The 14,411-nt window shown below is 47.0% G+C and carries 15 protein-coding genes; 14 read left to right on the forward strand and 1 reads right to left on the reverse strand.

The features are described 5' to 3' along the window. Positions 1-20 precede the first annotated feature (20 nt). The 10 genes from J7E21_RS15810 to rlmH all read left to right on the forward strand — a co-directional run bounded on the left by J7E21_RS15810 (position 21) and on the right by rlmH (position 11,721). Positions 21-1,307: an adenylosuccinate synthase gene (locus tag J7E21_RS15810; protein WP_215109524.1), complete on the forward strand. Its 1,287-nt coding sequence runs from the start codon at positions 21-23 to the stop codon at positions 1,305-1,307. A gap of 355 nt (positions 1,308-1,662) precedes the next feature. Continuing rightward, positions 1,663-2,949: a M23 family metallopeptidase gene (locus J7E21_RS15815; protein WP_215109526.1), complete on the forward strand. Its 1,287-nt coding sequence runs from the start codon at positions 1,663-1,665 to the stop codon at positions 2,947-2,949. Positions 2,950-3,640: 691 nt separating this feature from the next. After that, positions 3,641-4,348 (forward strand): response regulator YycF, encoded by a 708-nt coding sequence (gene yycF, locus J7E21_RS15820; protein ID WP_215109528.1) that lies wholly within the window; start codon positions 3,641-3,643, stop codon positions 4,346-4,348. Positions 4,349-4,353: 5 nt separating this feature from the next. Further along, entirely contained in the window at positions 4,354-6,180 is a 1,827-nt protein-coding gene (gene walK / locus J7E21_RS15825; RefSeq protein WP_215109530.1) for a cell wall metabolism sensor histidine kinase WalK, read from the forward strand. Then, positions 6,171-7,502: a YycH family regulatory protein gene (locus J7E21_RS15830; protein WP_353047800.1), complete on the forward strand. Its 1,332-nt coding sequence runs from the start codon at positions 6,171-6,173 to the stop codon at positions 7,500-7,502. The genes walK and J7E21_RS15830 overlap by 10 nt, the downstream gene beginning before the upstream one ends. Next, positions 7,489-8,292: a two-component system regulatory protein YycI gene (locus J7E21_RS15835; protein ID WP_215109534.1), complete on the forward strand. Its 804-nt coding sequence runs from the start codon at positions 7,489-7,491 to the stop codon at positions 8,290-8,292. Before J7E21_RS15830 ends, J7E21_RS15835 begins: the two co-directional genes overlap by 14 nt. Positions 8,293-8,305: 13 nt before the next feature. Then, entirely contained in the window at positions 8,306-9,094 is a 789-nt protein-coding gene (locus tag J7E21_RS15840) for an MBL fold metallo-hydrolase (protein WP_215109536.1), read from the forward strand. A 377-nt stretch (positions 9,095-9,471) separates the two neighbouring features. Beyond that, positions 9,472-10,671: a S1C family serine protease gene (locus tag J7E21_RS15845; protein WP_215109538.1), complete on the forward strand. Its 1,200-nt coding sequence runs from the start codon at positions 9,472-9,474 to the stop codon at positions 10,669-10,671. Between the two features lie 316 nt (positions 10,672-10,987). After that, the gene (locus J7E21_RS15850; protein WP_215109540.1) at positions 10,988-11,152 is read left to right on the forward strand and encodes a CxxH/CxxC protein; all 165 of its coding nucleotides are present in this window, start codon (positions 10,988-10,990) and stop codon (positions 11,150-11,152) included. Between the two features lie 89 nt (positions 11,153-11,241). Continuing rightward, positions 11,242-11,721, forward strand: a complete 480-nt coding sequence (rlmH, locus tag J7E21_RS15855; RefSeq protein ID WP_215109542.1) for a 23S rRNA (pseudouridine(1915)-N(3))-methyltransferase RlmH — start codon at positions 11,242-11,244, stop codon at positions 11,719-11,721. Positions 11,722-11,742: 21 nt separating this feature from the next. On the opposite strand, the gene J7E21_RS15860 is transcribed toward rlmH, so the two are convergent. Beyond that, positions 11,743-12,300, reverse strand: coding sequence for a hypothetical protein (locus tag J7E21_RS15860; protein ID WP_215109544.1), 558 nt, complete (start codon positions 12,298-12,300; stop codon positions 11,743-11,745). 291 nt (positions 12,301-12,591) lie between these two features. On the opposite strand from J7E21_RS15860, the gene J7E21_RS16480 reads away from it, so the two are divergent. From J7E21_RS16480 to J7E21_RS15875, 4 genes are all read left to right on the forward strand, one after another. Beyond that, entirely contained in the window at positions 12,592-12,720 is a 129-nt protein-coding gene (locus J7E21_RS16480; RefSeq protein WP_285228761.1) for a hypothetical protein, read from the forward strand. A gap of 78 nt (positions 12,721-12,798) precedes the next feature. Then, entirely contained in the window at positions 12,799-13,614 is an 816-nt protein-coding gene (locus J7E21_RS15865) for a hypothetical protein (protein ID WP_215109546.1), read from the forward strand. A gap of 125 nt (positions 13,615-13,739) precedes the next feature. After that, the gene (locus tag J7E21_RS15870; protein WP_215109548.1) at positions 13,740-13,916 is read left to right on the forward strand and encodes a hypothetical protein; all 177 of its coding nucleotides are present in this window, start codon (positions 13,740-13,742) and stop codon (positions 13,914-13,916) included. Beyond that, entirely contained in the window at positions 13,898-14,131 is a 234-nt protein-coding gene (locus tag J7E21_RS15875) for a hypothetical protein (protein WP_215109550.1), read from the forward strand. Before J7E21_RS15870 ends, J7E21_RS15875 begins: the two co-directional genes overlap by 19 nt. The last annotated feature ends 280 nt before the right edge of the window (positions 14,132-14,411 follow it).

Here is a 14,411-nt window from a genome sequence, read left to right on the forward strand (position 1 = left end):
GCCTAACGGAGGTGCGGACGATGACATCAGTCGTAGTAGTAGGAACGCAATGGGGAGACGAAGGAAAAGGGAAAATCACGGATTTTCTATCAGAACACGCAGAAGTGATTGCGCGTTACCAAGGTGGGAACAACGCTGGCCACACGATCATTTTCGGCGGCGAAACGTATAAGTTGCATTTGATTCCATCGGGGATTTTTTATAAAGATAAAACATCGGTCATCGGCAACGGCATGGTCGTCGATCCGAAAGCGCTCGTCGAGGAATTGAAAGGTCTTCACGACCGTGGCGTTACAACGGAAAATTTGCGCATTTCAAACCGCGCACATGTCCTTTTGCCTTATCACATTAAGCAAGACGAAGTGGAAGAAGCGCGCCGTGGCGCGAACAAAATCGGAACGACCGGGAAAGGCATCGGGCCTGCGTATATGGACAAAGCGGCACGTGTCGGCATCCGGATGGCGGACCTTCTTGACCACGTCGTGTTCGAGGAGAAACTGCGCCAGAACTTGACAGAGAAAAACCGTATGTTCGAGAAATTCTATGAAACAGACGGCTTCACGGTCGAGGAAATCATGGAAGAATACTACCAGTACGGCCAGGAAATCGCGAAATATGTGACGGATACATCGAAAGTGCTGAACGATGCATTCGATTCAGGCCTTCGTGTATTATTCGAAGGCGCACAAGGCGTTATGCTCGATATCGACCAAGGTACGTATCCATTCGTTACGTCATCAAACCCGGTAGCGGGCGGGGTGACAATCGGTGCGGGTGTCGGTCCGACGATGATTTCACACGTTATCGGCGTCTGCAAAGCGTATACATCACGCGTCGGCGACGGCCCGTTCCCGACCGAATTGTTCGATGATATCGGCGACCAGATCCGCAAAGTCGGCAAAGAATACGGCACAACGACAGGGCGTCCGCGCCGCATCGGCTGGTTCGATAGCGTCGTCGTGCGTCACGCACGACGTGTCAGCGGATTGACGGATCTTACGGTCAACTCGATCGACGTATTGACTGGCCTGGATACGGTGAAAATCTGTACGGCTTATAGCTACCAAGGCGAGCTGATTACAGAGTATCCGGCAAACTTGCGCATGCTCGCAGACTGCGAACCGGTCTATGAGGAAATGCCAGGTTGGACAGAAGACGTCACGTCTTGCAAATCATTGGATGAATTGCCGGAAAACGCGCGCCATTACTTGGAGCGCATCGCCCAGTTGACAGATGTTCAAATCTCAATCTTCTCTGTCGGCCCGGACCGCAACCAAACAAATATCGTCAAAAGCGTTTGGCGCTAATATCAACTTCAAGCCACTGCCCTCTTTTTTCAGGGGACAGTGGCTTTTTTATATCAATTAACAAATCCGACACAATCGGTCTCCGGTTAGTTCCGCTTTGCGTAACGATTGTGACAAAGACATCTCAAAAAAAGAGTGGAATTGGAAAAAAACGGAGTTTAAAATAGTTATTCTTCCTTCATTTGTTGAATTAAAGAAGGATATGGATTTTAGTGGATAATTATCCCTGCAATTTATCGTTTCTGTAACATTGAGTTTATCGCATGAGCTAATTAAAACCGGTGTGATAAAGTGGGAGAGTTGAAAAACCGCAATATCTCCCTAACAAGGGATTGAAAGGAGCAGGACCCGCAACATGACAAGGAAACATTATAACGAAGAAACGAAGAAACTGCGCAAATGGAAAATCGGGACCATTTTAGTTTTAGCTGCGAGTGCGTTCGGCGCCAACACAATCTTCGCCGAACCGAAAGAGCCGCAAAACTTGGAGCCCGCTTATCACATATATCACGACACTAGTTATCTGGGAGCTGTCTCGGACGATGTGCCAATCGACGAGCTGATCCAAGGGAAAATAGCAGAAACAGCCGGCGACTATGAACATCTGCGGCTGGCTGCAAGCGATAAATTGACCATAGTGACCGAGCAGACAACCACGTCTAATGTCCGGAATGATGAGGCGGTCATCAGCCAATTGGGCGACCAACTGGCTATCAAGGCAGAGGCGTTTGCGCTTCAAGTGGACGGCGAACCGGCAGTCTATGTGAAAGACCGAAAAGCATATGATGAAACCATCAAGCTTGCCAAGGAAACAGCCCTTTCTGGAGAAGAGCTGACTGAATTTGAGCAACAGCAAACCGCAGAAAGTCTGCCTACTTTGAAAGCGGGCGAATCCCGCATCGTCGACGTATCCTTCTCGGAGCCCGTCAACGGCTTGTCGAAGCAGGCTGACCCGCAAGAAGTGATGGGTCCGGAGCAGGCAGCGGAGCATTTGACCGAGGAACTTGGCGTGGACGTTTTTGTCCACAAAGCCGAAAAAGCATTGAAGAAAGTACCGTATGAGACAATCGAAAAAGACAGCAAAGAAGTTTATGCCGGTGAAACGAAAGTGAGCCAAAAAGGAAAACGCGGTGAAAAGGCGGTCAGTTATGCAGTCCGTGAGAAAAACGGCGAACGCATCGGCCGCTCGGTGACGCGTGAGAAGGTCCTGACAGAACAGGTGGAGAAAATTGTCCTTGAAGGTCAAAAAGAATTGCCGGGCGTCGGCACAGGTGAGTTCACGTGGCCGGCAGATGGAGGCTATGTGTCGAGCAAGAAAGGCCCGCGCTGGGGACGTGCCCATAAAGGCATCGACATTGCGCGTCCGGAAACGCTTGATATTGTATCCGCAGACCATGGAACCGTAAAAGCAGCCGGTGCGGCGGGCACATTCGGCAACCGTGTCATCGTCGACCATAACAATGGCTACGAGACGATCTATGCGCATCTGTCGTCGATCGATGTAAAAGTGGGGGACAAAGTGTCTCCGCATACGAAGCTCGGCGATATGGGTACGACAGGACGCTCTACGGGCATTCACTTGCATTTCGAGCTGTCCTATGACGGCCAAGACCGCGATCCATTGGATTATGTAAAAAAATAGAAATTGCAAAAGCTGCCGGCAAGCCGGCAGCTTTTTTTAAGTATTCCAAGGAGATTGCTTGATGCGCAGTCTCAAATTTTAAAGCGGTAGATAGTTTCTTCAGTCCATTTTCGTGAGTATGTGAAGAGGCGTCACTCCCTGCGAGTGAAATTTGGATTGTCTCTCTTCGTAACAAAAAATAGGAAGCCAGGGTTTCTAAATTCACTGAACCAGTTGGCAGCTTGTCTAGTGCCTGCTCATTCCCATCCATCACTCTTCTAGGGAAACGATTCCAGCGGACGAAAGCTATAGAAGCAGACACCTATTTCACTCACCAGAACCAGTGAAAATGAATAGCTGTCCAGCGCCAAGGGCTCACTGCAAGAGGCCCTCCTAAAGCGAGGCGGCGGGTATCAAGTGACGACAGAAACAGTGGATTGCTTTCATTCAAACTAGAGTCAGTTAAATTATTCCATTCATGCTGAATCCATAAGCGGGGAGGCGGATGCCCGAGTGGCGACAGAATCAAAGGATTCTCTTTTATTCAAATAAAATCCAGCTCGCTTTAACCCCTGACACCGCTGGCCCCCGGAGCCCCCGCTGTGACCATCCAAAGGTGCGAAATGCATGAAATAATGATAAAGTAAAGGGTAGTATAGATTTTAAAACCGACTGACACATGGAAGAAATGGCATGCAGAGGGGGAAAAAAAATGAGTAAAACGATATTGGTTGTGGATGATGAGAAGCCAATTGCAGATATTCTGCAATTTAATTTAAAAAAAGAAGGATTTAATGTAGTGGTGGCCTATGATGGCGACGAGGCAATCAAGGTGGCGGAAGAAATTCAGCCGGACTTGATGCTTTTGGACATCATGCTGCCGAACCGCGACGGCATGGAAGTATGCCGTGAAGTGCGCAAGAAATTCGATTTTCCGATCATTATGCTGACGGCGAAAGACTCAGAGATTGATAAAGTATTGGGCCTTGAGCTCGGGGCGGATGATTATGTGACAAAGCCGTTTTCGACGCGTGAATTGATTGCGCGTGTCAAAGCGAACTTGCGCCGCCAAAATATCGTGCCGGCAGAAGAAGACGGCATAGGCTCGAACGATATCCAAGTGGGCTCGTTAACGATTCAGCCAGATGCGTATTTGGTGTTGAAGCGTGATCAGACAATTGAATTGACACACCGCGAGTTCGAGCTTTTGCATTATTTAGGGAAGCATATCGGCCAAGTGATGACCCGCGAGCACTTATTGCAGACGGTATGGGGCTATGATTATTTCGGCGATGTCCGGACAGTGGACGTGACGATTCGCCGCTTGCGCGAAAAGATCGAGGACAATCCGAGTCATCCGGCGTGGATCGTAACGCGCCGCGGTGTGGGCTATTACCTGCGGAACCCTGAACAGGAGTAGACTGAATGCTGAAAACGAGTTTTTTTAAGTCGATTCATGTGAAATTTGTCTTAATCTATATTTTGCTCATTCTTCTCGCGATGCAAATCATCGGTTTGTATTTCGCCCAACAGTTGGAAGAGACGCTGCGCGGGAACTTTGAGAATTCGATTGAAGACCGCATGGAAATTATCGAATTCAGTGTGCGGGAAGAAATGATCCGCAACCGGACGGATGAGGACCTGACCACCGAGCAGAGCCTCCGGTCGGTCCTTTATAATTTCCAGTCGGAAGATATTAGTGAAATCCGCGTCGTCGACAACCGTTACCGGATTTTAGCCACTTCGGCGAGCGAGAACCAGTCGCTTGTCGGCCAACGTTCGACGGACGATCTTGTGCGCCGTTCGATCATCGGGGAGACGGAACTGGATCAGACCTATGTCGACCCCGTACTTGAAGAACGGGTGTGGGTAAGGACGCAGCCGATCAAAGCGGTCGGCGGGGAAGTGCTCGGTACGCTGTATGTCAAAGCGGAAGTGGAGAACGTCTATAACCAAATGGACGCCATCAACTCGATTTTAGCAGGCGGTACGGCGATTGCTTTGTTCATCACGGCAGTGCTCGGCGTACTCGTCGCACAGACGATCTCACGGCCGATCGCCGACATGCGCAGGCAAGCGCAGGCGATGGCGAAAGGCAATTTCTCGCGCAAAGTTCGCGTCTACAGTGAAGATGAAATCGGCCAGCTCGCACGCGCGTTCAACCATTTGACGAATCGGCTGCAGGAATCCCAGCAGTCGACCGAAAGTGAGCGGCGTAAGCTCGCCTCGGTACTCGCCAATATGACGGACGGCGTTTTGTCGACCGACCGTCGCGGCCGAATCATTCTGATCAACGAGCCGGCTTTGCAGCTGCTCAATGTTTCACGTGAAACAGTCATCAACCGGCCCGTGACATCGGTGCTCGGGCTCGATGAATCCTATACATTCGAAGATTTGATTGATATGCGCGAAGCGATTACGCTCGATATCAGCACGCAAGATCAGGCGACGCTTCTGCGGACGACATTCTCGGTCATCCAAAAAGAGACCGGCTTTGTCAATGGCTTGATTGCCGTATTGCACGACAATACCGAACAGGAGAAAATTGATATGGAGCGTCGCGAATTCGTGGCGAACGTATCGCACGAGTTGCGGACGCCGCTCACGACGATGCGTAGTTATTTGGAGGCGCTCGCTGACGGTGCTTGGCAAGATCCGGATCTCGCTCCGAACTTCCTCAACGTTACGCAGACCGAAACGGAGCGGATGATCCGCCTCGTCAACGATTTGCTCAAGCTGTCGAAGATGGATTCGAGCGAAGCGGATTTGAGCAAGGAAATGGTTGAGTTCGGTGTGTTCTTCAACCGCATCATTGACCGTTTCGAAATGTCGAAATCGCAAAATGTGTCGTTTGAGCGCAAACTGCCGAAATTGCAGTATTTTGTGGAAATCGATACCGATAAATTGACGCAAGTGATCGACAACATCATTTCAAACGCTTTGAAATATTCTCCGGAAGGCGGCAAGGTGCGTTTTGCGGTCCGTGAGAAAGAGGACGAGCTGCTAGTAGAGGTTACCGATGAAGGCATGGGGATCCCGAAAGAAAACGTCGAGCGTATTTTCGACCGCTTCTATCGCGTCGACCGTGCACGTTCGCGAGCCATGGGCGGCACCGGTCTTGGCCTGGCAATTTCCAAGGAAATGATCAATGCCCACGGCGGCAAAATTTGGGCAGAGAGCAAGTACGGCAAAGGGACTTCGATCTTCTTCACCTTGCCATATGAAATCGATGATGGAGGTGAGTGGGATTGAAGTATTTGGAGCATGTAAAGTCCGTGGCGCTATTGCTTCTTATTTTTCTCAGCCTGGCGCTGACATTCACCATCTGGACGTTCACCCCGTCCTATGAAATGATCGAAACGCCGACGCAAGAGGAAGTGTCGATCGGTGATAAGCGCAATGCCGACGAAGTGGTACGGCCGATCAAAGTGTTGTACCATCACGAGGACGAAGTGACCGGCACCTTCTCCCAACTGGAAATTGAAACGATGCTCGACACGGTCCAGCAATGGCAAATTTCCGATGTCCTGCTGTTTGAAGAAGAAGCGGGCCCAGAATTGCTGAAGCAGTATTTACACGGACCGGGGCGCGCGGTGCTTTACTACCCGGCAGCGGTTCCGTTTCCAGTATTCGATGTCATTATGGACATCACCGACAATAATTTGCCGGAATCGACATTTAACCGCGTCATCATAGAGTGGGGGACAGAAGACAACACAAACCCCGTCATTTACTTTATCAACACCGGCTCCGGCCGGATTTACGAAGCGCAAGTAACGGATACGGCACTAGAGCAGTTCCGCGGTGATTTTGTCGAACAGGCAATGAACTACGCCAGTTATGTCACGGATCCACGCATCGGCACCTTGCCGGTGTACGTGCCGGAAAACCCGGTGGAGAAGATGAGCTATGATTATTTGCTCGAGGAGACACCGACTTCTGTGCTGGCGGATGCCATTATGGACAGCCCGTCAGCGGAGTTTGCCGGAGATCTTTTGAGTGAGGAATATACAGATGATTCCGGCGCAATCATGCGCGAATTGAGCGGCCAGAAGAGCGTCAATTATGTGCAGCCGAAAGCCGAAACATCCGATCCGGCGATTCCGTCCGACCTGATTTTCCACTCCGTCAGCTACATTAACGAACACGGCGGCTGGACCGATCACTATATGTATTTCGGCATGACATCGGTCAATCAGCAAATCAGCTATCAGCTGTTCTTTGAGGATGCACCGGTCTTTAGCAATACAACAGCCATCAGCCTGGACGTGGAATGGGGCATCGACAACGGCATCGAGCAAGTATTCCGCTACAGCCGTCCGACATATTTGCTCGATTCTGTCGCAGAGACCCGTACCCTGGAAATGGCGCCGGGAACGGCTGTGTTGGAAGCTTTGACACGCCTCGATCTGGACTTGGCGACGGTCGAAGCGGTAACCATCGGCTATGAGCTGACCCGCAGCGAAGACGAGCCGTTGATCACGTTTCAACCGGCCTGGTATTATAAAGCAAATGGCAAATGGACACGGCTATCTGATGAATCAGTGGGGGGCGTGAAGCTTGGACTGGAGTAAAACGAAAACGATTTTCATCATCGTCTTTTCGATTCTCAATGTATTTTTGTATTCGCTTTATCTCGACCGCTATACCGAAGCGGAACGGATCGAGCTGCTTCCGGAATCAACCATCGATGAGAAATTGCGCGGCGATAATATTACCTATGCGGCTTTGCCCGATACGACAGAAGCAAAACCGTACGTCCGCGGCGAATCGAAAATCTTCACCGGTTCGGAAGTGGACATAGACGGTGTGGTCAATGTCTCAGAAGACCGGATACTGCAAGTGACATATGACGAGCCGATTGAATTGGAAGATGAAGGCGGCGAAGCGCTCGCAGCTTTCGCGGCACAGGAAGTTCCATCAGGCTCGGAGTATTTGCTGCGGCAAATCGATGAAGAACAGAACCGTGCTGTTTTTTCCCAGCAAATTGCCGAAAAGCCGCTGTTTCATAGCCGGGACGGGCAATTGACCATCTACTGGAATGAAGACGGGGACGTCATCGGTTTTGAGCAGACGCTGTTCGATAATATTATTGAAAATGAAGAGGGAAAAGTGCTGATCAAGCCGCTTCAGGCCATCCATACTTTGTATCAGAAGAATTTGCTGGAGACTAATAGCCGCATCACCGAAGCACAGCTAGGCTATTCGATGCACGTGCAAGTCTCGGAAAACCGGCAAATGTTCGTCCCGACTTGGCGCATCCGCGTGAAGCAGTCGGACGGTGTGGAAGAAGATTATTACGTCAATGCCATCAAAGATGGGGTCATTGAACTGAACAGACAGAACGAGGAAACAGCAGAGTAAGGGGATTTTGACTATGCGCTTCAGTGTATTGGCCAGCGGTTCGACTGGGAATGCCATTTATGTAGAAAACGACGAGCATGCGTTTTTAGTCGACGCGGGTCTGAGCGGCAAGAAGTTGGAAGGCTTATTCGCCTCCATCGGCCGCGACATCAGCAAAATCGACGGCATTCTCGTCACCCATGAGCATAGCGACCATATTAAAGGCCTCGGCATCGTGGCGCGCAGACACAATGTACCGATCTACGCCAACGCTAAAACGTGGACGGCGATGGACGGGCTGGTCGGAGCGATTCCTGCTGAGCAGCGCTTCCATTTCGATATGGAGACGACCAAATCTTTCGGTGGACTCGACATCCAATCGTTCGGCGTGTCGCATGACGCGGCGGAGCCGATGTTCTATGTGTTCCATGAACACGGCCGCAAGCTTGCGCTCATCACCGATACAGGATACGTTAGCGACCGCATGAAAGGCATCATCGGCGCGTCCGATGCGTACGTCTTCGAAAGCAACCACGACGTCGGCATGCTGCAGATGGGACGTTACCCGTGGTCGGTCAAACGGCGCATCCTGAGCGATGTCGGGCACGTCTCGAACGAAGACGCGGCGGTCGCCATGGCCGAAGTGATGGCGGAAAAGCCGACAAGCATCTACTTGTCGCATTTAAGCAAAGACAATAACATGAAAGACCTCGCACACATGAGCGTCGAGCAGACATTGCAGACAAAAGGCATCATCGTCGGCGAATACGTCGACTTGTTTGATACGTCTCCGACCGAAGCCACGCCATTGGTCGTTGTGTAGTGATTAAATAAGCTGTTCCTGAAAGTCATGGAGATGACTTTTGGGGACAGTTTATTTTTTTTTTGAGAGTGAGAGGGCTGATGTCCATTCCAGCGGACGCATCCGAAAGCATAGGATGTACTTCATTTTGTTGAAGTATTCACTATAACCGTTGCTCCCACATCTGCGATGCAGATGCGTCGCAAATAAATGAGCTCAGCTTCCCCTCGCTTATTTATTCGCCGCTTCCATTTCCATCAGCTAGTGGGTGAAGGCAAAAAACTAGAGGCCCTCAGAGGTTTCCAGTTTTTTCTGTAAAGTGGTGGCAGGGATGATTGCTTGCATTTTTGGGGAGAGAATTTATGATAAAAAGAGAGACATAAGAGAGGATGGAGGCTATGGGTTATTACAATCAAACGCCGAACGGCAGGCCACAGAAGCCGAGCCGGTCCGGCAGTTTTTTCTCAGGGCTATTCGGTGCGTTGGCTGGTGCACTTATCGTCTGGCTGCTGTTCACCCAAGCGCCGGGCATCATGCCGGGATCGGACAACCAGTCTGGCACGCAAATCCAGCAGCAAAACCGTGAGCAGCAAGGCGTCTCGCTCGACATTACGACCGATGTGACGAAAGCGGTCGAAGCCGCCTCGGACGCGGTCGTCGGCGTATCGAACTTGCAGGCGGGCAGTGATTTCTTTTCCCAAAGCCAGGATACGGCCGTTGGCACAGGCTCCGGCGTCATCTATAAAAGTGAAGAGGGACGTGCGTATGTGGTGACGAACCATCACGTCATCGACGGCGCAAGCGGCATTGAAGTGACGCTTGCGGACGGTGCCAAAGTCGAAGCTGAAGTCGTCGGCAGTGACATCTGGACTGACCTTGCCGTATTGGAAATGAGTGCTGAAAAAGTGCAGGGCGTCGTGGAACTTGGCGATTCGGATGCACTCAAGCGCGGGGAAGCCGTCATCGCAATCGGCAACCCGCTCGGACTTGAGTTTTCCGGTTCGGTCACGAGCGGTGTCGTATCAGGCACTGACCGTGCCGTTCCGATCGATCTCGATGGTGACGGCACAGAAGACTGGCAAGCGGAAGTGCTGCAGACCGACGCGGCAATCAACCCCGGAAACAGCGGAGGGGCACTCGTCAATTTGGCGGGGCAATTAATCGGCATCAACTCGATGAAAATCGCCACCTCGCAAGTCGAAGGCATCGGCTTCTCAATTCCGATCAACTCGGCGCTGCCGGTCATCCGCCAGTTAGAGGCGACCGGTGAAATGGTGCGCCCGGCGATGGGCATCACGCTGATCGACCTCGCACAAGTGCCGAGCACCTATCGTGAAGAGACGCTGAACTTGCCTGAAGAAGTCACAGGGGGCGTCGTTGTGAGTTCCGTTGTCGAGAGCTCTGCGGCGGCTGAAGCCGGAATGAGGCAGTACGACGTCGTGGTGGAGATGGACGGCCAAGAAATCCGTGACATCATCGATTTGCGTAAACATCTGTACAATGAAAAACAAATCGGCGACATGCTGCAAGTTAAAGCATACCGAGACGGTGAATTGCTCGAATTTGAACTCGAACTTGTCGACAATTCCACACTTTAAAAAAAGACAGGCCCAGACGGTTTAATATGCACCGTTTGGGCCTGTCTTTTTTGGATGGTAAAGCGATATGCACGAACGTGGAAAAAGGATGAATATTATACACTTCGAAAAGCGAAATTTTGGCAAAAGAGAGGCTAATGTTCGGAAAAAAGGCATGTGGATAACTTATTTGTAAAAAACCGATTGTGCACAACCCACAGGTGTTAAAAGCTTCGCTATCGGGAGTGTTTCGAATCTGTTAAAATGAATTGTGGATAAAGGGAACGAAATGTGTATAACTGTCTTGAATATTCGGAAATTGGAAGGAGGCGGAAAAATGCGAATTTATTGCTGCCAAAATCATGTGGGACAAGGGCTTGACGAGTTTGTTGCCAAAACGGAAAGTTATCCTATACTGACGGAATTATCAGAAAGTGAAAAGTTATCCACAAAGTGTGATTACTGCGAAGAACCAGGATTGTATCTTGTGGCGGACAAATAAAATTTTACAAGATGTAGAAATGCCTGTGGATATGTGCATAAAGTCTGTGGGCAACTTGTTTGTAAATTTCATGTAAAGGGGGATAAGCTGTGAACATTTCAATCGTCACCGTCGGAAAACTGAAAGAGAAATACTTAAAAGCGGGCATCGCAGAATATGCAAAACGCTTAGGGGCTTATGCAAAAATAACCGAAGTGGAAGTCGCGGACGAAAAAGCGCCTGAGCAATTGAGCGAAGCGGATATGGAGATCGTCAAAAAGAAAGAAGGCGAGCGCATACTCGCCAAAATCCCTCAGGATGCGTATGTCATCGCCCTCGCGATTGACGGAAAGATGAAAACGTCTGAACAGCTCGCAAAAGACGTCGAATCGCTCATGACATATGGCCGCAGCAAAATCGTCTTCGTCATCGGCGGCTCACTCGGCCTTCATGACGAAGTGATGAAGCGTGCGGATGAGAAATTGTCGTTTTCCAAGATGACTTTTCCGCATCAATTGATGAAGTTGATCTTGCTGGAGCAGGTGTATCGGGCTTTCCGGATTATGAAGAATGAACCGTACCATAAGTAAATGAGGTTTTTTAAATTTGTATTAAGAGTAAGGGCGGTTCCGAAAAATTCTTTGAAGAAGCTCATCTACTTCAGCCAAAGATAAGCTTCCCTGAATTCTATTACCATCTTCCGTAATCCAACTAATATTTTCGGCTGTATGTCCAAAAGTACCTTCACTAACTGATTTTAAAGGATTCATATGTCCAACTTGATATCTAGATTTTCCATGATCTGGATTAATAATGGCATCTTTAAAATCGTTAAAATCAATTGTATCGCCAAGAATAGGACAAGTAAATTTTGTGAAATCCATATTTAAAAGCTTGTTTTCTATAAGTTTTTCCACTAGAGCTTTAGGGGCATTATTGAAACGACAGATTTGAAGTAACAAAGCTTTTTCAATCTTCCAACACTCACTTCTTAAAGCGAACTGAACAGACTGAGGATGACATTCCCAACGTTTCTCCCGATTAGTCTTGTAGGAACCACTTAGGGAACGATCAGTAAGATAAGTTTTTGTCTTTATCTTATCAAGTGCTTGAGAAAATAGTAAGCTTTCTTCATTAATTGTACTATCTAGCAAAATTCTTCTTAACAAAAAGATTTCTTCAGCTAATTTTTTATCGATTTATTGGATATTAGCTATACTTAGCAGTGAATTTGTAAAAAACCAAATAAAAGCCAAAACCTTTACGTAAGATATAATTAATTCTCTTAGAGATCGATATAAAGATTTGCTTTTGCCAATCCAAAAAGATACAGAAAAAGTAAAAGAAATATCTAGTATAGTAAAAAAAAAAATTTTTGAAAGAATCGAAGCTAGAGAATTAGCTAGAAAAGCAATGTTAGATGTATTAAAGTAATATCTTAAGAAGTGGCCATTACCATCGTGATGATCAATCTGACAGCGGATTTAAAGGACGAGATGCCGATTGAAATCTACGGAGCGATTTGGCTTATGCTGTACGAAAAGTTCATTGGTTATGAAAAATTTGCCCCGGTTGAAAATGTACAATAAGCCTTGTGAATGGAGCCTGAATTCTAAGCTCTTTCATTTTTTTAAGTAAAATCCTTGTTCAGAAAAGAGTGAAATAAGATGACTGAAATATCTATTTCCGATCAAAAACCAATGGGTGTTTGCAAAAAGGCATATCAACTTTCAATCTTAGCTGATAAAAGTATTCTTGAAATACTTTTAATTTCATCTTCAATACTTCATGTTTTTGTACTAATAATAGATTCGGAATTATTATATATCGCTAATTTCGCAATTCTTTTTTCTATAGTAATGACGTGGAATGATGCCTCTACAAAGAAAAAAAGCAACTATTTTCCTTTTAAGCTACTACTTTTGACCTCAGTTATAGTTCAACTAATAGGGTTTTTGCTTAAATTTTTGTCGTTCTTATATGCAAATGAAGGCTTCGATGAATTAATCGTTACTCGTATTTTGCTTACGATAGGAGTCGTTCTATATCTTTTTTTGGCCATACTGTTCATATTAGCTGCATTGAATCTTTTATTCTATGTTAGTCTTAAACTTTTTTTTCCTTCAGAGACAGACTATCAAGAGGCTATCTCTGTTCGAAAAGAGTATTTAACTCTCAAAGAGTTTTCAAAGCATACTACGATTAATGAGCAAATTATTTTCGCAATAGCAGTTTTCTGTAGTGCGTCTATAATTGCGTTAATTCCAATCTTTGGCCCTAGTATTTTCTTTACTTTTATAGACCGTCCCGATTTGGCAATAAATAATTTTTTTATTCCTATTGACTACGGCTGGTTCACTCTAGCAAATACAATCGCGATAGTAGCTCTACTAATAACATTTTTAAATATTACAATTCCAATCCACAATAAAATTCGACATTCAGCGTATGAAAAGTACAAAAAGAGTTTAGATAGAAAGTAAACTCTAGGTTGTGAATGCAGCCATCAAAAGACGTCAGTATCGGACAATAATCATATTGGACGCTTTTCTTTCTTCTTTAATGCAACTCTTTCAACTAAATTGGTATTATAAGGAGTTGTTTTTGTATGAATACAGAAAGGATTAATCGTGAAATAGACTTGGCCATGGAAAAGCTAATCAAGAAAGAAATCCTTGACCTCCCTCGCACCCTTCAGCGTTTGGATGGAAAAACTAAAACAAATGCTGTAATCCTAACTGAAGGCGACACAATCGAAGAAAAAGCATGGTTCAGTACCATTTAAAAGGGCCGATATTAGTAGCGGTTAAGGTAGCATTTAAAAAGGTTGAGGTAACATTTACTAGAAAATCGCTTGAAAAATCTATCCCCTTTGATTTAGGTGTAGTGGTAGGAACTAGTTCTAATAGGGTCTTAACTCTATATGTAGGAAAGAAAGCGAAAGACTTCTTCAAAACAAGAGAATTTGAAGTTGATGAAGATGATTCAGTACCGGCCTAATATAAAAATTACGGCAAAACGCTTCCGAATAAGTCTCGGAAGCGCTTTTTTGAAAATATTTAAAGAGAATTAGTATTTTCGTTTTACTTTAATTTATACTGTATGAAATACAATACACAAAATTTTTCAGATGTAGAGGCGAAATACACATCGCCTAAATCCAGTGAAGAAGATGAAACAGTAGACAGTCAATCTTTCTAAGTGAATCAATTTCATAAATCGCACTTTTAAAAAAGTGTAGACGACTTTACCGACCATTTTTTCTGTTTTTTAAATTTAA

Origin of the sequence: Planococcus sp. ISL-109 (assembly GCF_018613655.1) — a bacterium.
GTDB lineage: Bacteria > Bacillota > Bacilli > Bacillales_A > Planococcaceae > Planococcus.

What these genes read in the sequence shown, in the direction of transcription:
- J7E21_RS15815 (WP_215109526.1), top strand. Translation starts at nt 1,663, where the DNA reads ATGACAAGGAAACATTATAACGAAGAAACGAAGAAACTGCGCAAATGG.
- J7E21_RS15845 (WP_215109538.1), top strand. Translation starts at nt 9,472, where the DNA reads ATGGGTTATTACAATCAAACGCCGAACGGCAGGCCACAGAAGCCGAGC.
- J7E21_RS15850 (WP_215109540.1), top strand. Translation starts at nt 10,988, where the DNA reads ATGCGAATTTATTGCTGCCAAAATCATGTGGGACAAGGGCTTGACGAG.
- J7E21_RS15870 (WP_215109548.1), top strand. Translation starts at nt 13,740, where the DNA reads ATGAATACAGAAAGGATTAATCGTGAAATAGACTTGGCCATGGAAAAG.
- J7E21_RS15865 (WP_215109546.1), top strand. Translation starts at nt 12,799, where the DNA reads ATGACTGAAATATCTATTTCCGATCAAAAACCAATGGGTGTTTGCAAA.
- J7E21_RS15810 (WP_215109524.1), top strand. Translation starts at nt 21, where the DNA reads ATGACATCAGTCGTAGTAGTAGGAACGCAATGGGGAGACGAAGGAAAA.
- J7E21_RS15840 (WP_215109536.1), top strand. Translation starts at nt 8,306, where the DNA reads ATGCGCTTCAGTGTATTGGCCAGCGGTTCGACTGGGAATGCCATTTAT.
- yycF (WP_215109528.1), top strand. Translation starts at nt 3,641, where the DNA reads ATGAGTAAAACGATATTGGTTGTGGATGATGAGAAGCCAATTGCAGAT.
- J7E21_RS15875 (WP_215109550.1), top strand. Translation starts at nt 13,898, where the DNA reads ATGGTTCAGTACCATTTAAAAGGGCCGATATTAGTAGCGGTTAAGGTA.
- walK (WP_215109530.1), top strand. Translation starts at nt 4,354, where the DNA reads ATGCTGAAAACGAGTTTTTTTAAGTCGATTCATGTGAAATTTGTCTTA.